Source organism: Chloroflexota bacterium, assembly GCA_026713825.1.
Taxonomy (GTDB): domain Bacteria; phylum Chloroflexota; class Dehalococcoidia; order Lucifugimonadales; family UBA1127; genus UBA1127.
The window spans coordinates 37,662-57,482 of record JAPONS010000008.1 but is presented as its reverse complement, the minus strand read 5'-3'; the positions used below and the strand labels follow the sequence as shown (position 1 = coordinate 57,482).

Here is a 19,821-nt window from a genome sequence, read left to right as displayed (position 1 = left end):
CATTGGAGTCATTCGTCATGATTGGGCCAGCCCAGGACATACAACCTGGGCCGGCAGTTCCCAAACCAGAGGTCAAGACCATTGAACTGGACGAGACCTACGGCAAGTTTACGCTGGAGCCACTGGAGCGCGGCTTCGCCACGACGCTGGGCAACCCCCTGCGCCGCGTGTTGTTGAGCTCCATTCCGGGTGCCGCTGTCACGTGGGTCCGCATTGATGGCGTGCTGCACGAATACTCCACCCTTCCCCACATGAAGGAGGAGGTGATGGAGGTCATTCAGCGGGTGAAGACCATCCGGCTGCGCGCCCACACGGAGCGTCCCGGCCGCTTGCGTCTCGAGGCCCGAGGCCCCGGCGAGGTCTATGCCGGCGACATCGTCGCTCCGGCCGACTTTGAGATTGTAAACCCCGACCTACATCTCGCGACGCTGGACTCAGACGAAGGCACCCTCAACATGGAGTTCAACGTGGAGCGCGGCACCGGATACGTACCGGCGCAACAGGCGGTCGGCTACTCCATCGGCACGCTGCCGGTTGACGCTATCTTCAGCCCTGTTCGCAAGGTGAACTTCGGTGTGGAGTACACCCGCGTCGGACAAGTCACTGACTATGAGCGATTGGTACTAGAGGTCTGGACTGACCGGACCATCTCTCCTCTCGACGCCGTCCATACGGCTGCCAAAGTGCTCATGGAACACAGCGCGCTGCTCATCGGCGCAGGCAAGGACACTGGTGGAGAGTCCGGACCCGGAGCCGGCATACCGGCGGAGATTTACAACATTACCGTCGAGAAGCTGGAGCTCTCTTCGCGCACGCTGAATTGCCTGAAGCGCGCCGGCATCAACAAAGTCGGCGAGGTGCTGGAGCGCACCGCGGAGGAACTCCTCAAGATTCGCAACTTCGGCGAGAAGTCGCTGGAGGAACTACGAGCCCGGCTTGAGGAGAACAACCTGCCTGTACCGGACAGCTTCTGGGGCAAGAACGCTGAACCTCCAGCGCCCATCGCCTCCATTGTGGAAGACATGGAGGCAGAGGACGAAGCGGACGAGGAACTGTCAGAGGACGAAGACGACAACGATCAGGACGAATCTCCCAAGGAGACCTAAGGGCCATGCGTCACAATATCGGCATCCACAAGCTGGGCAGGACCAGCGGACAGCGCAGGGCGCTCTACAAGGGGTTGGCGCGGTCGCTCATCCTGCACGGTCGAATCAAGACTACCGAGGCTCGGGCCAAAGCGCTGCGCCCGGTCGCGGAACGGTTTATCTCGTGGGGTTGCCGTGCGGCACGGGCCATGGATGGCGGCGACACTCCGGAGAATCGGGCGCGTGCCGTGCACTGCCGCCGGATGGCCTACGCCTTTGTGCAGGACAATCAGGTCATCCGCAAGCTCTTCGATGAGTTGGCGCCTAAGTACAAGGAGCGTCCCGGCGGCTACACCCGGATTATGAAACTGGGCTTCCGCAAAGGGGATGCTGCACCGATCGCACTCATTGAGTTGGTATAGGCGGATCGGAGGTGCAGGGGTGACCCTGGAAACCCGGCGCCGCATCGCGCTGATTGTTGAGTACGACGGTACGGGATACCGGGGATTTCAGACACAGTCAAAGAGGCCAACAGTCCAAGGGGAGTTGGAGCGTGGGCTCCAGGATCTCTTGGGCAAGTACGTTAAGACACACGGCGCAGGCCGGACAGACGCCGGGGCGCACGCTTGGGGACAGGTGGTCGCCCTTACGACCAATGCGGGCTATCCCGCAGCCATGTACCCCAGGGCGCTGAATGGCGTGCTTCCACCAGACATCCGGGTTACGGCAGCGGCGGAAGTGGGTTTGGACTTTGACCCGCGGCGAAGCGCAAGGCGGCGGCTCTACCGCTACCTCGTGCTGAACCAACCTGCGCCATCGGCACTATGGGGACGGTTCGCGTACCATGTGTGGGCGGAGCTGGATCTGGCGGCGATGGCCGGCGCGGCAGAGGCCTTTCGAGGCGTCCGCGACTACCGTGCTTTTTGTAGAGCGTCCTCATTGAGGCGCCGGGATACGGTCCGCGAGGTCTTCAGTGTGAAGGTCTGGCGGCAAGGGCAGGTGGTGGCCGTCGACATGACCGCCAACGCCTTCCTGCCGCAACAGGCGAGACGCATTGCCGGGACGCTGGTTCGCGTCGGGCAAGGGCGATTGAGCGGGTCGGCAGTGTTGCCACTGCTGGAAGGAACGGTGGAGGTAAGCGGGGGGCCGGCGCTGCCGGCATGTGGCCTTTACCTGATGTACGTGGTCTATCCGGAGGGAATCTTGGACATCAGCGGCCCCCGAGGGCTGCAGGAGAGAGGAGAGCCCTGGCCCGGGCTGTTGGATCCGGGGCAAGGGGAACCGTCATGGCAACAAACATAAAACGGACACGCACATACGTCGCGAAACCGGCGGAACTAAGCCCGCGGTGGCACTTGTTCGATGCGTCCCAAATGCCGCTTGGCCGCTTGGCCGTGCAGATTGCGACGATATTGCAAGGCAAGCACCGGCCCATCTACACGTCGAACATCAACACGGGCGACTTTGTGGTGGTAGTGAACTCGGCCAAGGTGCACACAACGGGCAAGAAGCGCGAGCAGAAGGTCTACAACTGGCACAGCGGGTATCAGGGCGGCTTGCGCAGTGTCACGATGGACAAGATGCTGGAACGCAGGCCCAACAAAATCATTGAGCAGGCTGTCTGGGGGATGCTGCCAAAGACCACGATGGGCCGGCACATGCTCAAGCGCATGAAGGTCTACCCCGGTCCGGACCATCCACATCAGGCGCAGATCACCGGCTACGCCCCTGAGAGACAGGCGACCGGCGAGAGCGCCTAGGTCGGCAAGGAAGGAATCGAGATGACGACACGGCCGGCACAGGCATCCAGCGATCAGCAATACTACTATGGCACGGGCAAGCGCAAGAATGCAGTTGCGCAGGTACGACTATATCCCGGTGGCGGCGAGGTTGTGGTAAACGGCCGGTCGTTGGAGCAGGCGTTGCCGTGGGTGACATGGCAATCGGCGGCTTTGGAGCCTTTGCAAGTGACGGACAACCTCGGCAAGTTTACGGTCGTGGCCAAGTGCCACGGCGGTGGCTTGGCCGCTTGGGGCGACGCATTGCGGCACGGAATCGCGCGCGGTCTGCTGGCGTTTGATCCAAACCTTCGGAAGCTGCTGCGGAGCCACGGAATGCTAACCCGCGATGCCCGCATCAAGGAGCGCAAGAAGTACGGTCTCAAACGGGCCCGTCGCGCGCCGCAGTACACCAAGAGGTAGCGCCCTAGCGCTAGCATGAGGATGCGCAACCGCCCGTCAATGACCTTCGGGCCAAGACGGGCGGTTGATTGTCTTCCGCACCCACTCTCGGCGAGGACTCACGAGTAACCATTCCCCTTTGGCGCAACAACCGGATTCGTTGACACTTTTCATAGCTGAGACATACAATCTCTCAATCAGCTCCTCTAGGGGACGCTAGCTTGCGGAAAGGGGTGGGAACTATGCCAGAGATGTACATCGACAGCATCCGCCTCAGCCCGATGAACTATCAGCGCGTGGTCATCCTGAAGGAGAAGGACGCGGACCGGTATCTGCCTATTTGGATTGGGCAGTTTGAAGCAGATGCAATCGCCGTGAAGCTGCAAGAGGTGAAGGTGCCCCGGCCTCTCACTCATGACCTGCTCGGCAACGTCATCGATGCCATGGGTGGGGTGGTGAAGAGAGTGGTGGTAAGTGATCTGCAGAACGACACCTTCTACGCCAAGATCATCCTTGAGTACGGAGACAACACCAACGGCCATAGCAAGGAGGTCGACTCGCGCCCCAGCGACGCTCTCGCGCTTGCTGTTCGCACAAACGTGCCGATCTTTGTGGACGAGGGCGTCCTAAGCAAAGCTGGCGTACAGCTTGACGAAGAGGCCAAAAAGGCGGTGGAAGGCGGCCAGCCGACCCCGGGTGCAACGCCCGGCGAGGATGAACTTCGCGGGATGTCTGCTTTTGCGGACTTTGTGGAGGGCTTGGACCTGGGAGACCTCGGAAAGGGCCCAAACAGCTAGCGTCCGAGATAACAAATCCACCAAAGCAAGAGGCCCCTAGTAGGGGCCTCTTGCTTTGGTGCCCGTTTTCAGTCGCTCGATGCCATGCAGGAACGATGTTCAGAGGCGCGGTATTCACCACAGAAAGGACAAAGGGGACGTTTGACGCGCCGTAAACGGTAGTGATAAGATTCACCAGACTTCTTTGAGGTGGTATATGCCAACGTGGGCTCTCGCTCTGCGTCTCATGGGGGTCGGGTGGTATGTCGCTGCGTCCGTGGTCATAGGTATTGTAGGCGGATACTTGGTGGACCGGTGGCTGGGCACCACACCTGTGTTCATAATCGTGGGAGTCATACTGGGGACGGCGGTTGCTTTTTACGGGCTCTACCGGATGGTTCAGCCGCTGATGGGTGACCAAGAACGGGGATCCAGGGAGGAATAATCGGCGTGGCCATTTCCGGAAGCGCCAAGGGAATACTGGTCTTTGCGGCACTTGCCCTATTGGCGTTGGCATTGGCGGGATTTATCACCGGCGCCATTGGCGCCGCTTTTTTCGACCGAGAGAGCTTTCTCCCTACGCCGGGTGTGCACTTGGCCCCGCAGGAAATCCTTGGCGACAATCCCGGACATGAGCTCAAAGAGGGTGGGTTCGACTTTGTTGTCACCAACACCATCCTCTCATCGCTGGTGACTTCTGTTGTTCTCATCCTGCTCTTTGTCCTGGGCACCAGTCGGATGAAGCTGGTGCCGGGGCGGTTGCAGGGGCTTCTGGAGTCCATTGTCGAGGCGCTGCTGAGCTTCGTTGAGAGCGTCATGGGCGCGGGCAAGGGGAGGGGCATTTTCCCCCTTGCGGCCACCATCTTCTTCTTCGTTGCCTTCAACTCTTGGCTCGCCCTCATCCCCATTTACCAGTCCTTTGGCGTCATCAAGGACGATAAGATCTACGCCACCTTCCTGCGTCCCGCAGGCACGGATCTGAACATGCCCTTAGCGCTGGCCCTCATCTCCTTCTTCGTTGTGGAATACCTGGGGTTCCGCGCCCACGGCGTCGGGTATTTGGGGGAGTTCATCCGCTTCGGCAATCTCCTGCGAGGACGCATCCTTACGGGGCTGATAGACCTCTTTGTCGGCGTGTTGGAGGCGGTCAGCCACATGGTCCGCGTGGTCAGCTTCACCTTCAGGTTGTTCGGCAACATGACGGCGGGAGAGATCCTGCTCTTGGTGACCTCGTTCCTGGTGACCTTCATCTTCTCCGTGCCTTTCTACGGGCTGGAGCTGATGGTTGGCCTGATACAGGGAGTGATTTTCGCGGCCCTGACAGTAGTCTTTGCCGCGATTGCCGTTGCGCCCCATGAAGCGGAGGGGGAGCACTAGCGGCGAGGCAGCACAACTCAGGAGGATCCAGGCCTCGCATCGGCATCGGTGTGAGGGCCGCCCGGAAAGAGGGGACGACATGGACGTAGTCATCCTGGCGTTGGTGGTAGTCGCGATAGGTCTGGCCGCGGCCGCCTTAGGCGGCGTCTTTGCGCTGTATGCCAGCCGGCAGGACTAGGAAACAGGCAAGAAGCGCCGCCGAGGCAAATCTACTACGGCTGCGCAAGGAGGAACAATGGTAGAGACGGAAGGGTTGAAGTTGTTGGGCGCTGGCATTGCGGCCGGCCTGGGCATGTTGGGGCCTGGCCTTGGCATCGGCATCCTAGGCGCGGGTGCCATGAACGCCCTGGGGCGTAACCCGGAGGCCCGGGGCGCTATTCTGACCAACATGATCCTGGCCATCGCCTTCGCCGAGGCATTGGGCATCTATGCTTTGATCGTGGCGGTCATCCTGGCGCTGGTGGCGTAGAACGCCCGGCGCGGGAGGAGGTTCCCGTGGCACTTTTGGACGGATTGGAGAAGCTGGGGTTTCACATACCCAGCCTGATAGTCTTTCTCGTAAACTTCGCTATCCTCTTGGCGGTGCTGTACGCCTTTGGGTACAAGCGCATCCTGGCCATGCTGGACCAGCGCTCGGAGCGCATCCGGGACTCGCTGTCTGAGGCGGACCGGGTTCGGCAGGAGTCGACCCAAGCCCGCGAGGAGCTCGAGGCCCAGTTGGGCGAGGCCCGTCGTGCCGGCCAGCAGGTGCTGGAAGAGGCCCGACAGGCCGCCGAGCGCTACCGCGAGGGGGAGCAAGCGCGGGCACGCGCGGAAGCGGAGGACTTTCTCCGGCGTGCGCGTACGCAGATCGAGCAGGAGCGCAACCAAGCTATCGAGCAGGTGCGCGAGCACTTTGCCGACTTGGCCATCACCGCGGCGGAACGCGTCATCGACCGCTCCCTGGACCGCGATGCTCACCGGGACCTTATCGAAAGGGCACTCAGCGAGAGCGCTGAGGCGCAGCGGAACTAGTACATGGCGGGGCGAAGACAGCCATCGTCCAAGCGGTACGCGCAAGCGCTCTTTGAGCTTGCTCAGGAGTCAGGTGCCGTTACCGAATGGGACGAGCAGTTGGCAACGCTTGCCGCAGCGGCTGGCACGCCAGAGTTTGTCTCCCTGATGGAGGCACCGGAGATAACTGCGGACGAGCGCGCGCGGGCGTTGGGGCACGTCCTTCCGGACATGACCGACGGCGCCGGCAACTTGTTGCATCTGCTTGCTCGGGCACGAGCGGTGCAGGCGTTTCCGCAGGTGCACGAGCGCTTCAGGGAGCTCGTCGATGCGTCGCAGGGCGTCGTCCGCGTGGAGGTTGCCTCCGCCGTGGAATTGTCGGAGGACGACACGAAGCGCATAGCTGAGCAGCTCTCGACGGTGCTGGGCGGCGACGTGCGTGTGACCGCGTCTGTGGACTCGGAGTTGTTGGGCGGTTTGGTCATTCGGGTGGGCGACCGCGTCATAGACGGCAGCGCACGCCAGCGGCTCAACTCACTGCGGGGTGCGCTTGCACGGGGTATGGTCTAACGCGCCACCCCTCGAGGTGGCGATACAAGCAGGGTCCCGCGGTGCGGGATGGAGGTAGGCATGGCCATTCGTGGCGAAGACATCGTATCAGTCATCAAGCAGCAAATAGAAGGATTTGAGAGCCGCGTGTCCATGGTGGATGTGGGTGTGGTGATGGACGTCGGCGACGGCATCGCCCGCATCCACGGGCTAGCGGGCTGCAAGTCCACGGAGTTGTTGGAGTTCCCCAACAACGTGTTCGGCATGGCGCTGAACCTGGAAGAGGACAGCGTGGGTGCCGTCATCCTGGGCGAGGAGAATACCGTCCGGGAGGGCGACCAAGTGCGCACAACTGGGCGCATGGTCGAGGTCCCTGTTGGCGACGGCCTGCTGGGCCGCGTTGTCGACCCGCTGGGACGTCCCCTTGATGGCAAGGGTCCCGTGGCCAGCACTAAGAACCGCCCCGTGGAGCGTGTCGCGCCGGACGTGACCAAGCGGAAGTCGGTGGACACGCCAGTGCAGACAGGCATCAAGGCGATTGACGCCATGATCCCCATCGGCCGCGGCCAACGTGAGCTCATCATCGGCGACCGTTCCATCGGCAAGACCGCCATTTGCATCGACGCCATCATCAACCAGAAAGGCAAGGACCTGTTGTGCGTCTACGTGGCCGTCGGACAGAAGGCGGGCAAGGTCGCGGGCGTGCTCGGAACGCTGGAGCAGGCCGGTGCGATGGAACACACCATCATCGTGGCCGCCAACGCCGCTGACTCGGCAGCGCTGCAATTCCTCGCCCCCTACGCCGGTTGCGCCATCGCAGAGGAGATCATGGAGTCTGGACGGGACGCCCTCGTCATCTACGACGACCTCTCGAAGCACGCATGGGCATACCGCCAGCTTTCGCTGCTCCTACGTCGACCTGCGGGCCGCGAGGCCTATCCCGGCGACGTCTTCTACCTGCACAGCCGGCTACTGGAGCGCGCCGCCAAGCTGAGCGATGAGGAGGGCGGCGGTTCCATGACCGCGTTGCCAGTCATCGAAACGCAGGCAGGCGACGTGTCCGCCTATATCCCGACCAACGTGATTTCAATTACGGACGGCCAGATCTACTTGGAGGCCGACATGTTTAACGCCGGCAACCGCCCGGCGGTGAATGCGGGCCTTTCGGTTTCCCGAGTGGGCGGCAGTGCCCAGCGGCGCGCCATGCGGCGGGTCGCTGGCCGCATGCGCCTGGACTTGGCCCAATATCGGGAGTTGGCCTCCTTCGCGCAGTTCGGAACGTCCGACCTTGACGCAGCGACTCGGCAGCAACTGGAGCGTGGCCAGCGCACCACTGAGATCCTGAAGCAAGCCCAGTACCGACCACAGAACCTCGAGCACCAGGTGATGACCTTCTTCGCGGTGGGCAACGGCTTCGTAGATGAGGTACCCATTGCAGACGTTCAGCGCTGGGAGTCCGAGTTCACGCAGTACATGGACACGGCCCACCCAGAGGTTGGCCGAAGCATCGTTGAGACCAACGACATTACGGAGGAGAACACCGCGGCCCTTCGCTCTGCAATAGAGGAGTTCCAGAAGGGCTTCGCGGCGGCGTAACGCAATGCCAAGTCTACGACAGATACGTCGGCGCATCCGCACGGTGCAGAACACGGGTAAGATCACGCGCGCCATGGAGATGGTGGCGGCAGTGAAGATGCGCCGCGCACAGCAGGCAACGATGGCTGCTCGGCCCTACGCGGAGAAGATGGCTGAGTTGCTCTCCCACCTTGCCGGCATGCCCAGCAACGAGGACTCGCACCCGCTCCTGCAGACCCGGTCCATTGAGCGAGCCACGCTTGTGCACGTGACCCCGGACCGGGGCCTGTGTGGGGCGCTTCCCGGCAACCTGAATCGCCGTGCTGGCTCGTTCATCCTGGAGGATAACGCCGGCACCCCGGTGTCTGTTGTCACCGTCGGACGAAAGGGGCGCGATTTCATGATCCGTGCCAACCGCGAAGTTCAGGCGGTCTTTGACGGCCTTGGCGACCGGCCGACGCTGATGGAAATCGTCCCGCTGGCCCGGCTCATCATGGACTCCTTCACGTCGGGCGAGACCGACGCGGTGTTCATCTCGTACGGTCAATTCGTGAACACAATCGTGCAGCGGCCGACGTTGCAGCAGCTTCTACCTGTGGCGCCGGCGGAGCTGGCAGCAGACAACGCCGTGGGCTACATCTATGAACCCATACCGGCCGAGGTGCTCGACGCTCTGCTCCCGCGCTACGTAGAGATGGAGCTCTACCACGCGGTGCTGGAAGGCATCGCAAGCGAGCAATCGGCCCGCATGGTGGCCATGCGCAACGCGACAGAAAACGCGCAAGACTTGGTGAAGGACCTGACGCTGGCGGCCAACAAGGTGCGGCAGGAAGCCATTACCAACGAGCTACTTGACATCATCGGCGGCAACCTGACCTTCCAATAAATATGCAGGCTAAGAGGTAGGTGGATCATGGCTCTTGGAACCGTTGGACACGTAGTGCAGGTCATCGGGACCGTGGTGGACGTGGAGTTCCCCTCGGAGGGATTGCCGGCCATTCACTCCGCTGTCGCCTTGGACCTTGACGGCGAGGCGCTGGTGCTCGAGGTGCAGCAGCACTTGGGGAACAGCTGGGTGCGTTGCCTGGCCCTGGGACCGACGGAGGGCCTGGCTCGCGGCACCGAGGTCGTCGACCGAGGCGAGGCTGTCAGCGTGCCCGTGGGCCGCGGCTCTCTTGGCCGCCTGTTCAACGTGCTTGGTGAGCCGCTGGATGGCTTGGGTGAAGTGCCCGCGGAGGAGCGGTGGCCCATCCACCGGGAGCCGCCTGCCTTCGAGGAGCAGGAGACCAGCACATCGATGCTGGAGACGGGCATCAAGGTCATCGACCTGGTGTCCCCCTTCGCACGTGGCGGCAAGATCGGCGCGTACGGCGGCGCCGGCGTAGGCAAGACGGTGATCATCCTGGAGCTTATCCACAACATCGCACGGGTTCACCAGGGATTCTCAGTAGTTGCGGGCGTGGGCGAGCGCTCGCGCGAGGGCAATGACCTCTGGAATGAGATGAGGGAGTCCGGCGTGCTGAGCAATGCGACGCTGGTCTTCGGTCAGATGAACGAGCCGCCGGGCGTGCGCGCGCGAATCGGGCTCACGGGTCTGACCATGGCGGAGTACTTCCGCGACAACGAGGGGCAGGACGTGCTCCTGTTCATCGACAACATCTACCGCTACATCTTGGCGGGCATGGAAGTGTCGGCGCTGCTGGGCCGGATGCCCTCTGCTGTGGGCTACCAGCCGACGCTGTCCACGGAGATGGGCGCGCTGGAGGAGCGGATCACCTCCACCAGTAAGGGATCCATCACCTCAGTTCAGGCCATCTACGTGCCGGCGGACGACTACACCGACCCGGGCATTGTCGCGACGTTCGGGCACCTGGACGCCATCATTTCACTGGAGCGGTCCATTGCGGAGCAGGGGCTGTACCCGGCGGTGGACCCGCTGGCCTCCAACTCGCGCATCCTGGACCCGCAAGTGGTCGGCGATGAGCACTACCGCGTGGCCCGGGGCGTGCAGGCGGTGTTGCAGCGCTACCGCGACCTGCAGGACATCATCGCGATTCTGGGTGTTGAGGAGCTGTCGGAGGAGGACAAGGTGACGGTGGGCCGCGCACGCAGGCTGCAGCGGTTCCTGTCGCAGCCGATGAACGTCGCCGAGGCGTTCACGGGCCGTGAGGGCCGGTACGTCCCCATCACCGAGACGGTGCGGGGCTTTGCAGAGATCCTCGAGGGTAAGCACGACGACCTTCCCGAGCAGGCCTTCTACATGGTCGGCACTATCGAGGAGGCCCGGGAAGCCGCCGAGAAGATGGGCTAGGAGCAGTCATGGCGACCATGCAGTTCGAGATGGTGACGGCGGAGCGGTTGCTCTTCTCCGGCGAGGTGGAGTCCGTGGTGGCACCCGGCGCCGCCGGGGAGCTGGGCATCCTTCCGCACCACGCGCCGCTGCTGACAACACTGAACCCCGGCGAGCTGCGCATCAGGCAGGGTGGGCAGGAGCAGTCCATAGCGGTCACTGGCGGGTTCCTGGAGGTGCTGGATAACCGTGTGACTATCCTGGCCGATGCTGCGGAGCAGGCCGATGAGATTGTGCTGGAGCGCGCAGAGGAGGCGATGCGCCGGGCGGAGGAGCGCATCGCGACGCGGGAGTCAGACATGGACTTGCAGCAGGCGGTGGCGGCGCTGCGGCGGGCGCAGGTTCGCGTCTTGGTGGCGCGGAGGCGTCGGAGCCGCGTTCCCGGCGGGGGACCACAGCCGGGGGCGGCAGAGTAGGCGCTGGGCGAGCGCTTGGAGCGCTGACTAAGGGAGACAGGGGGCGGTCCTGTGGGGCCGCCTCTTTCTTTTGGCTAGCTGCCGGTGTCGTTGGAGCGGAGGTAGTAGGTCATGGACTGGAGGGAGAGGACGGGGTCTATGTTGCGGACCTTCACCTCCTGGGGGGTGTGGGTGTTGACGGGGGCGTAGTTGAGGATGGCGCGGATGCCGCAGAGGGTGATCTGGTCAACGACGTCTGCGGCCTGGGCGGCGGGCACGGCTACGATGCCTATCTGGATGCTCTTCTGGCGGACGGTGTCCGGGAGGTCCGTCATGGGCTGGACTATGAGGCCGCCTATGCTTTGGCCTACCTGGCGTTCGTCGGCGTCAAAGGCTGCCACTACTTTGAAGCCCTCGGGGGCGAAGCCGGGGTAGCTGATGATGGCGCGGCCGAGGCGGCCTACGCCTACTACTGCCATGTTCCACTCGTGGTCCAGCTGGAGGATGTCCTGGAGCTCCGCGAGGAGGTAGGCGATGGTGTAGCCGCGGCCCTGCTTGCCGAAGCGGCCGAAGTAGCTGAGGTCCTTTCGTATCTGGGCCGGGGTCATCTGGAGGGTGCGGCCGAGGAGCTGGGAACTGACGACGTCGTTGCCCTGGGCCTGGAGGTGGCGCAGGGCTCGCACGTACTGGGGGAGCCTGTTTACAACGACCTCGGGGACTTCCATGGGTTGGTGAGCCTCCCTGGGAGTGGGCTCCGGGACGGCTCATTGTAGGTACGGGGTGTATGTAGCGTCAAGTTTGGAGCGGCTTCGGTGCAATTGAGTTGCCTGGCTCTATTCCAAGAATTTTCTTTCGCCCAGCGGCCGGGGGTGGGCGGGCGGCGGGTCTGCGCGCATGGTACGCACTGGGTCGAGGATGGGGCAAGGTCTTGGTGTCAGGGTGCGGGTGGTATACTTGGCGGGTTGTTGAACTGGATGTGAAGGGGTGGCCGGGACGTTGGAGCAGCGCGGGAGGTCCGAGGCGCCCGTGGAGGCGGCGGCGGGCGAGGGCTCGTCGCGGGGGCTGCGGGGGCGGCTGTCGTATCGAGGGCTGACGCAGCTTCGGACGTTCACGTCGTTCCGGTATCCGAACTACCGGCTGCTGTGGGCCAGTACGTTGATGGCGAGCGCGGGGAATTGGGTGCAGCAGGTGACGATTGGGTGGCTGGCGTTCCATTTGACGGGGGACGCGCTGCTGACGGGGACGGTGCTGGGGCTGCGGGGGGTGCCGTTCCTGATTGCGGGGCCGCTGGGCGGGGTGCTGACGGACCGGATGGACCGGCGGAAGCTGCTGATGGCGACGCAGGTGTATCTGGCGCTGCTGGGGCTGGTCTTCGCGCTGCTGGTGTGGTCGGACTTTCTTGAGATCTGGCACTTGTACGCGTTCACGTTCCTGTTCGGCGCGGGGTGGGCGATGAACAATCCGCTGCGGCAGGCGATGGTGGCGAACTCTGTGCCGCGGGAAGAGATGATGAACGCGATTGCGCTGAACAGCGCGGCGTTCCAGGTCACGCGGATCATTGGGCCGGCGATCGGCGGGGTGCTGATTGCGGTGGTGGGGCCTTCGACGAACTTCTTCATTCAGGCGGTGGCGTTCACGATGGTGGCGCTGCTGGTGTGGCCGCTTCGGATCCCGCAGGAGGACTGGTCCCGGAGCGCGCGGCAGTCTTTCCTGACGAACTTCCGCGAGGGGGTGGCGTACGCGGTGCGGACGCCGGTGATCCTGGCGCTGATTTTGCTGGGGATGATTCCGTCGCTGTTTCTGATGTCTTTTGTGAACGGGGTGATGCCGGTGTTCGCGGCGGAGGTGCTGGAGAATCCGGACCGCGGGCTGGGGTTCCTGCTGAGCGCCTTCGGGGTGGGGGCGCTGATTGGGACGATGGCGCTGGCGAGCCTGGGGAGCGCGCGTCGTAAGGGGCTGATGCTGCTGGCGGCGGCGATGGGGGCGGCGGTGTCGACGATCGCGTTCGCGATGACGACGACGCTGATGGTGTCGATGCTGGTGATGGTGGTGATGGGGGCGATGCATATGTTCTATATGGCCACCAACAATACGCTGATCCAGACGATTGTGCCGGACACGCTGCGGGGGCGGGTGCTGAGCCTGTTCATGCTGGACTTCGCGCTGACGAGCCTGGGGGCGGCGATGGCGGGCGGGATTGTGCGGGCGTACGGGATTTCGGCAGGGTTCCTGTTCGGCGGGGTGTGCGCGCTTGTGCTGTTCATTGTGGTGGCGTTGGTGTTCAAGGAGTTGCGGGGGCGGTTTTAGGGCTGGGGTGCGGGGGGTCAGGTTCCCCCTTCGATTTCCCTCAGGGCGAACGGCCCAACGATTTCCCTCAGGGCGAACGGCCCAACCCCGACGCCGGCGGGCCTGCGGGCCCCGGTTCCCCCTTCGATTTCCCTCAGGGCGAACGGGAGGGGGATTGGTTTGGTATTTGTGCGTCGGAACGCCGTAGGTGGGGGGGAGGTTGTTTCTGGTTTGTTTTGTAGGGGATGTGTCGGATTTTAGGTTGGAGTCCAATTTTTTTTGCATTTTGGCCTCTGGTTGGGGGTTTTCGGGGGCGCCTGTTGTGATGGCGGCGGCGTTGGTGGTTGGGGCTTTAGTCGACATGGGGGGAGGGTAGCGGGGTTGGGGGTGTAGTCGCAAGGGGGTTGTGTCAGGGTGGGCCCTTCGATTTCCCTCAGGGCGAACGGGTTGGGGGTGGGGGGTGTGGTATACTTCCCCACGGAGGCGTGAGGGGCGATGACGACGCAGCAGGACCAGCCGCAGACTGAGCAGCCCCAGGAGCTTGCCCTTCGTGTTGGGCGGCTGGAGGGGTTGATGGAGGCGGTGATAGAGCAGCAGCGGGGGCTGAGCGATCGCATGGACCGTTTGGAAGCCCGCATCGACCGGCTGAGCGAGCGCATTGATCGGATGACGCTTGCTGTGATGGGCGGGGCCGTGGTCCTTGCCGCCGCCATCATCGGGGGGTTTGCGGCCTTCCAGGGCTAGCTCCGTTCCCGCCCGGCTCCCCCGCCTGCTTGTGGTATACTTCCCCACGGAGGCGTGACCGGCGATGACGACGCAGCAGCAGCCACCGCAGACCGAGCAGGCCCAGGAGCTTGCCCTTCGTGTTGGGCGGCTGGAGGGGTTGTTGGAGATGGTGATAGAGCAGCAGCGCGTCCACACGGCGGCTATCGCCGCCGTCAACGCCCGCATCGACCGGCTGACGCTGGCGGTGTTAGGCGGGGCGGTGGTCCTTGCCGCCGCCATCATTGGGGGGTTTGCCGCCTTCCAGGGCTAGCCGCCGGGGTGGTGGAACAAACATTGGCGGGGTTCCGTTATAGGGTTGAGGAGCCCTTCGAGAGCCTCAGGACAGGCCCTTTGGGCTGTGCCGTGTTGTTGGCTATGGCCGATGGGCCCTTCGAGAGCCTCAGGACAGGGCTAAGAAAGAAGGTCCAGGTGACGGAGTACAGACTGGCGAGCGCTGCATCGCGTCTGCCCCTGGGGGGGCGGGGCGCCGGTGAGCCGCCGAAAGGAGGTGGCTATCCCGCGTTGGCGTCCGCCCGCGTCCTTCGAGAGCCTCAGGACAGGCGAGAGCCTCAGGACAGGCTCCCACGAGAGCCTTGGGGCGAACGGAGGCGCACTTGGGCGAGCCGATGCGGGACCCGCTCCAGAGCCGGACCGTGACGGCTGACCCCGCAGGGAATGCGGGGAGGCCGAGATGAACACTCCCCCGGCGGGGCCGAGGGGACATCCCAAACACCCACGAAAGGGAAGGACAATGAACAGATACTTCAAGATGACGGCGGCCCTGGCAGCGTTTGCGCTGCTGCTGGTGGTCATGGGCCTGAGCACGCAGCCGACGGTGCAGGCGCAGACGCCGGGACCGGGAGAGCCATCCCAGTCGTTTGTCTGCTCCAACAGCCTAGCCGGCTGCACCCTGTATGACCGGTCAGGGGACAATGCGGCGGACGCTGAAGAACCTACTACCGGCGCCCCCGACGAGAATTCCACTGGCGACAACCTGTTTACAATCGCGGCCGTAACCGATGGCGAGGTGACGATCCAGAACCTGGACCTGCCGCGGGTGACGCAAAAGGTTGCTGTCGCGGACGGCACAGCGCTAGACGGGCCGGACGCGAACCCGAAGACCATCCCCATTGCCGCTCTTGTAACCATTGAGGCCGTTCACAAGAGCAGCGGCTTGGTGGACGCAAGGTGCGACATCAACGGTGAATCGGGTGACGGCACCACCGACAGTGCCTATGACGAGGGCGAATGCACCACCGGTAACGCCTACCAGGTGAAGGCCTTCAACGGCAACCGGATCCAGGTGAGCTACACACCCGACGACAACACCTTCGGCTCCGTCAAGACGGTGAGGGTGGACAACGGAAGGCCGTCCCTGGTGTCCAGTTCCCCTGCTCCCGGCCTCATAGTCAAGGGGAACGCCAACATCACCTTCAGCGCGGACATCACGGACAGCGTCTCCGGCTTCGCCGCCAAGTTCACGGGCGACAACGGGCTCGGTGCGAACCTGTCTGACGCAGGCATCCTGACCTCGGACGGCGATCCTCCCGCAAACAATAGCTTGACCAGGGAGGGCGGCGTGCGCCTGGTGGTCGCGGGCAACGTGGTGAACCTCGTCGAGGGCGACTTCACCAAGATCGACGACGGCTGGCGGGTCAGCAAGACCCTCAACTCCACCGCCCTGCAGGCCATCGCCACCAACGTGCCGTGGTACTTCGAGGTGCGAGACGAGGCCAACAACTCGCAGCGGACCAGCGGCTCCGTCTCCGGCACTGCCGGCGTGGGGAGCGCGGCGGGAACGATAGTCGACAGCAAATTCAGCGGCAACCTCAGCGATAACACCTTCCTGGGCAGCCGCGTCAGAGTGAGCAAGAAGGTTGGGACCAACACGTTTGTGAGCAACAACCAGTCCGTAACCTTTACGGGGTCAAACGGCACTTTCGTGGTCGCGAACGAAATAACGGCGGGAGAGACGTACGACCCGCTCTTTGACGATGCGGTGAAGGATGTCCCTAGCGACTCCGCTGCCGCCGATTCCACCCCTCTAATCGGAACGGGCGGTTATCAGTGCCCGGTTGATGCTAGAGACGACTATACGCGCACTGCTCCTACCGCCCCCGCCACGGTTACTACTGCAACCCGAACCAAGGAGAATGGTGAAGATGACGAGGTCGCAGCCGACCAGCTTACCGCCTGCCAACCTGCGCCCAAGGACACCTATGAGATCCTTGGCACCAACCTCATCACCATAGACAGCGTCAATCCGGCGCTGGCCAGCGGCAACCCGGTGGTGACGGGCATTGGCTACAACGCTACCACGAAGGCGGACAAGGCCCAGAAGAACTCCATCAAGGTCACCTTCGCGGACGAGGGCAAGACCGACAGCACCGCCCCCGGCAGCGGCATCGACGCCGACACCGTGACGGAAGCCGCCTTCAGCGTCAGCGGCCACACGGTGGAGTCCGTGCGGACGGTCGGCAACAGAGTCTACTTGACTCTGGCGGACAACCTGGGTTCCACGGAGAGGCCGTGGGTGGACATCGCCGGTTCCCAGATCCGGGACAAGGCCGGCAACGCCGTGACCGCCGTGCGGACAAGGGCCGTTGACAAGCTGGGGCCGAACCTCAACCTGTCCAAGAGCGCGGACCTGAGCAACGACAAGGTGACGGTCACGATCACCACGGACGAGCAACTGAACGCGACGCCGACGGTGTACGTCACCGAGGCCGCCGCCAATGGCGACGCCGAAGCCGAAGCCGAGGGCGCGACTGCAAGGAGTCCGGTGAGGCAGACGGGTTCCATGAGCTACACCTACACGCATGAGAACTCCGACGGCGGAGAGTTCAGCGTCTACGTGAAGGCCGCGGACACCAGTGAGGTCGAGAGCACGGCGGGCGACAGTGATTCCGCGGCCGACCCCGGCTCCTTCACCTTTGAGTTGGACAAGAAGCTGAACAAGGGCGTGCCTCCGCAATTCGACGTTGCCAGCGTTAAGGACGTGGCAAACAAGTCCGGCACCGCCGACAACGTGGAGCAGGTTGACCCTCTCATCGTGACGGTGGACTTTACGATGGAAGGGGATGAGTACGCGCGGGACAGCTACAAGACGGTGACGCTGACCTCCGCCAAGCTGAGCATCCGGCTTCCGGACGGCACCACGGAGCCCAGCACCATAGACCTGACCACGGGCGTCACCACGCCGGACAACGTGAAGTTCACCATTCCGCTGCTGAACCCCAAGATCGGCGCTTACACGCTGACGGTGCAGGCCGTGGACCAGGCGGGGAACACACAGATCGACGGATCCGCGGACCTGAAGGCATCCTGGGACGTGGTCAAGCCCAAGCCGGTGGAGATCGACTTGTCTCCCGGCTGGAACCTGATCTCGCTGCCCTTCCAGCCAGCCAACCCGGCCATCAACAGCGTGATACCGCCCACGCACCCGGTGAGCATTGTCATGACCTTTGACAACGTCAACCAGACGTGGTTGTTCTCCCGCCGGGACACGGAGACGGGGAACTTTGTGGGCGACATCGTCGCGATGACGGCCAGTACGGCCTACTTCGTACGGACGGAGAACTTCCAGCCGTTGAAGATGTTGCGGCCGGCGCTGACGACCTCTGCCTCAGCGAACATTCAGCCGCCCGCCGTCACAGTGGTGGAAGGCTGGAACCTGGTGCCCGTGATCACAATTTCCGTGCCCGCCCCTGAGGGCGTCGCAGCGGACGACTACTTCGGCACCCTCAGGTCCGGCTCCAACGCGGGCTGGTTGAAGGCCCTGACCTTTGAAACCCTGTCCAGGGTCTGGAGCTCCGTGACCCCCGGCGACACGGTGACCGTGGGCGTGGATGACACCAACCCATGCACCGGCAAGAAGCCTGACGCGGAGAAGGTGCTGGACGGGACCGAGCCGTGCCAGATGGGCGCATACACGGAACGCGACACCGGTGACGCAGTGAAGGCCGATTCGACTGCAGATCCTGTGGTTGAGGCCGACCCCGTCGGCGCGGACGAGAACGACCCCAACAAGTTCGACGACAACGACCGGGTCGTCCTGAAGGCGCCGGTAACGGTGGGCAAGGGCTACTGGCTCTACGCCACCGCGGACGGGGTGCTCATCCCGTAACGCCCCGTAGCATCGCCAAGGCAAGGCCAATTGGGGGCCTCCCTCCTCGCGGGGGGAGGCCCCCTTCGATTTGCCTGGGGGGCGGGCTTGGCGTTGTGTGTGGGGGGGAGCTGGGTGATGCGGAGGGGGTTGGGGTGCGGGGTTTCTGGATACCGGTATGCACCGGTATGAGGGGTAGGGGGTGTGGGGGTGCTGAGGGGCTTCGATGGGGGTTGGGGGTGAGGGCCCTGGATTCCTGCCCCCGTATCGGGGTACGGGGCATGCTTCGCAGGAATGACGCAGAAGGGGTATGAGGGGTAGACGACTCCCGCCTCTTGACCAATGCGCGGTGAGCGGGGATAATCCTGTACAGGTCGGCTGACCGGGCCGTTGTGTTTTGAGCGGCGTCCACCCGGGAAGGCCACGAATATGGCTCACTGTTGGTGAGCTTTCAGATACGGGAGAAGACCATGCTACTTGCAGCACACCGCACCAGGGTTGCCCTCATCCTGACGTTTGCCGTCTTTGCCGCGCTGCTGGCGTTTGCGCTGGCTGGCGGGCGGGACGTCCAGGCCCAGATAGGAGGACAGCCGCCGCCGGGCCCGGTCACGTACTCGGGCACGGTGACGGTCGGGGGAGAGGCCGCGCCACAAGGGCTGATGGTCGTCGCGCGGATAGAGAGCCCCAGCCCCGTCATCGACGGCTACGAGTCGCGGCCGCGGGCCACCAGGAACGGCGAGTACCAGAACCTCATCGTCGGGCCCACCAACGTGGTGTTCAACTTCCGCAACATCAGCTTCCACATCATCGCGGTGGAGAACACGATCACGGCGCACCTGGGGCCGGAGGGGCTGACGGCGGCGGAGGTGGCGACGTTCATTCCGGGACCGAACGTCGTGGACGGGTTCAACCTGACGTTCCCGGCGCTGCCGCCGGCGCCGGATCCGACAGCGACGCCGACACCGGCGGCAACGGCCACGCCGACGGCGGTCCCGGCGACGCCTGTGCCATCGCCGACGGCTACGGCTGTGGCGACGGAGACACCGACGCCATCGCCGACGGCAGTGCCGACGGCGACGGCTGTGCCGACGCCGGAGCCGACGGCGACGCCGGCGCCGACGCCGACGCCGTTGCCGCCGATCATCGTGACGGCGACGCCGACGGCGACACCGGAGGTGGAGGCGACGCCGACGCCGGAGCCGGACGAGCCGGGGACGTGCGGGCAGGGGTCGCGGGCGGACGGGTACGTGCTGCTGGCGGGGCTGGGGCTGCTGGGGCTGGTGTGGGCGCGGCGTCGGCGTGCGAGCTAGCGGCTCGCGGGCGCGGGGCGTCGATGGGGGCGTCGCGGGGGTTTGGCGGCGCGGTCGATGGGGGCGCGCGAGGGC

At 64.0% G+C, this 19,821-nt stretch carries 20 protein-coding genes; 19 read left to right on the top strand and 1 reads right to left on the bottom strand.

Annotated features, from left to right (window positions below):
• Window positions 1–17 precede the first annotated feature (17 nt).
• The 14 genes from OXC99_00765 (at window position 18) to OXC99_00700 (ending at window position 11,301) form a co-directional block, all read left to right on the top strand.
• Window positions 18–1,106: a DNA-directed RNA polymerase subunit alpha gene (locus OXC99_00765; protein MCY4623531.1), complete on the top strand. Its 1,089-nt coding sequence runs from the start codon at window positions 18–20 to the stop codon at window positions 1,104–1,106.
• A gap of 17 nt (window positions 1,107–1,123) precedes the next feature.
• Entirely contained in the window at window positions 1,124–1,507 is a 384-nt protein-coding gene (rplQ, locus tag OXC99_00760; GenBank protein MCY4623530.1) for a 50S ribosomal protein L17, read from the top strand.
• Window positions 1,508–1,526: 19 nt separating this feature from the next.
• Entirely contained in the window at window positions 1,527–2,387 is an 861-nt protein-coding gene (truA, locus tag OXC99_00755; protein ID MCY4623529.1) for a tRNA pseudouridine(38-40) synthase TruA, read from the top strand.
• Window positions 2,372–2,845, top strand: a complete 474-nt coding sequence (gene rplM / locus OXC99_00750; protein MCY4623528.1) for a 50S ribosomal protein L13 — start codon at window positions 2,372–2,374, stop codon at window positions 2,843–2,845. Before truA ends, rplM begins: the two co-directional genes overlap by 16 nt.
• A 21-nt stretch (window positions 2,846–2,866) precedes the next feature.
• The gene (gene rpsI, locus OXC99_00745; GenBank protein MCY4623527.1) at window positions 2,867–3,286 is read left to right on the top strand and encodes a 30S ribosomal protein S9; all 420 of its coding nucleotides are present in this window, start codon (window positions 2,867–2,869) and stop codon (window positions 3,284–3,286) included.
• Between the two features lie 221 nt (window positions 3,287–3,507).
• Window positions 3,508–4,062, top strand: coding sequence for a bifunctional nuclease family protein (locus tag OXC99_00740; protein MCY4623526.1), 555 nt, complete (start codon window positions 3,508–3,510; stop codon window positions 4,060–4,062).
• A gap of 429 nt (window positions 4,063–4,491) precedes the next feature.
• Entirely contained in the window at window positions 4,492–5,418 is a 927-nt protein-coding gene (locus OXC99_00735) for a F0F1 ATP synthase subunit A (protein MCY4623525.1), read from the top strand.
• A gap of 235 nt (window positions 5,419–5,653) precedes the next feature.
• Window positions 5,654–5,887, top strand: coding sequence for an ATP synthase F0 subunit C (locus tag OXC99_00730; protein MCY4623524.1), 234 nt, complete (start codon window positions 5,654–5,656; stop codon window positions 5,885–5,887).
• A 26-nt stretch (window positions 5,888–5,913) separates the two neighbouring features.
• Complete coding sequence (gene atpF / locus OXC99_00725) at window positions 5,914–6,432, top strand: F0F1 ATP synthase subunit B (GenBank protein ID MCY4623523.1); 519 nt, start codon at window positions 5,914–5,916, stop codon at window positions 6,430–6,432.
• A gap of 3 nt (window positions 6,433–6,435) precedes the next feature.
• Complete coding sequence (locus OXC99_00720; GenBank protein MCY4623522.1) at window positions 6,436–6,981, top strand: F0F1 ATP synthase subunit delta; 546 nt, start codon at window positions 6,436–6,438, stop codon at window positions 6,979–6,981.
• Between the two features lie 60 nt (window positions 6,982–7,041).
• Window positions 7,042–8,556 (top strand): F0F1 ATP synthase subunit alpha, encoded by a 1,515-nt coding sequence (gene atpA / locus OXC99_00715; protein MCY4623521.1) that lies wholly within the window; start codon window positions 7,042–7,044, stop codon window positions 8,554–8,556.
• A gap of 4 nt (window positions 8,557–8,560) precedes the next feature.
• Complete coding sequence (atpG, locus tag OXC99_00710; GenBank protein ID MCY4623520.1) at window positions 8,561–9,421, top strand: ATP synthase F1 subunit gamma; 861 nt, start codon at window positions 8,561–8,563, stop codon at window positions 9,419–9,421.
• A 27-nt stretch (window positions 9,422–9,448) separates the two neighbouring features.
• Window positions 9,449–10,846 carry a F0F1 ATP synthase subunit beta gene (atpD, locus tag OXC99_00705; GenBank protein MCY4623519.1) on the top strand — a complete coding sequence of 466 codons (1,398 nt, stop codon included), beginning with the start codon at window positions 9,449–9,451 and terminating at the stop codon, window positions 10,844–10,846.
• A gap of 8 nt (window positions 10,847–10,854) precedes the next feature.
• Entirely contained in the window at window positions 10,855–11,301 is a 447-nt protein-coding gene (locus tag OXC99_00700) for a F0F1 ATP synthase subunit epsilon (protein MCY4623518.1), read from the top strand.
• 74 nt (window positions 11,302–11,375) lie between these two features.
• Here the strand turns inward: OXC99_00700 and OXC99_00695 are convergent, their stop codons facing one another.
• Window positions 11,376–12,005 carry a redox-sensing transcriptional repressor Rex gene (locus OXC99_00695; GenBank protein ID MCY4623517.1) on the bottom strand — a complete coding sequence of 210 codons (630 nt, stop codon included), beginning with the start codon at window positions 12,003–12,005 and terminating at the stop codon, window positions 11,376–11,378.
• 259 nt (window positions 12,006–12,264) lie between these two features.
• On the opposite strand from OXC99_00695, the gene OXC99_00690 reads away from it, so the two are divergent.
• The 5 genes from OXC99_00690 to OXC99_00670 all read left to right on the top strand — a co-directional run bounded on the left by OXC99_00690 (window position 12,265) and on the right by OXC99_00670 (window position 19,746).
• A complete protein-coding gene (locus OXC99_00690) occupies window positions 12,265–13,587 on the top strand; it encodes an MFS transporter (protein MCY4623516.1) in 1,323 nt (440 codons plus the stop codon).
• A 474-nt stretch (window positions 13,588–14,061) separates the two neighbouring features.
• On the top strand, window positions 14,062–14,310 hold the full coding sequence (locus OXC99_00685; GenBank protein MCY4623515.1) for a hypothetical protein: 249 nt from the start codon (window positions 14,062–14,064) through the stop codon (window positions 14,308–14,310).
• Between the two features lie 64 nt (window positions 14,311–14,374).
• A complete protein-coding gene (locus tag OXC99_00680; GenBank protein MCY4623514.1) occupies window positions 14,375–14,602 on the top strand; it encodes a hypothetical protein in 228 nt (75 codons plus the stop codon).
• 480 nt (window positions 14,603–15,082) lie between these two features.
• Complete coding sequence (locus OXC99_00675; protein ID MCY4623513.1) at window positions 15,083–18,457, top strand: hypothetical protein; 3,375 nt, start codon at window positions 15,083–15,085, stop codon at window positions 18,455–18,457.
• A gap of 449 nt (window positions 18,458–18,906) precedes the next feature.
• Window positions 18,907–19,746, top strand: coding sequence for a hypothetical protein (locus OXC99_00670; GenBank protein MCY4623512.1), 840 nt, complete (start codon window positions 18,907–18,909; stop codon window positions 19,744–19,746).
• Window positions 19,747–19,821 lie beyond the last annotated feature (75 nt).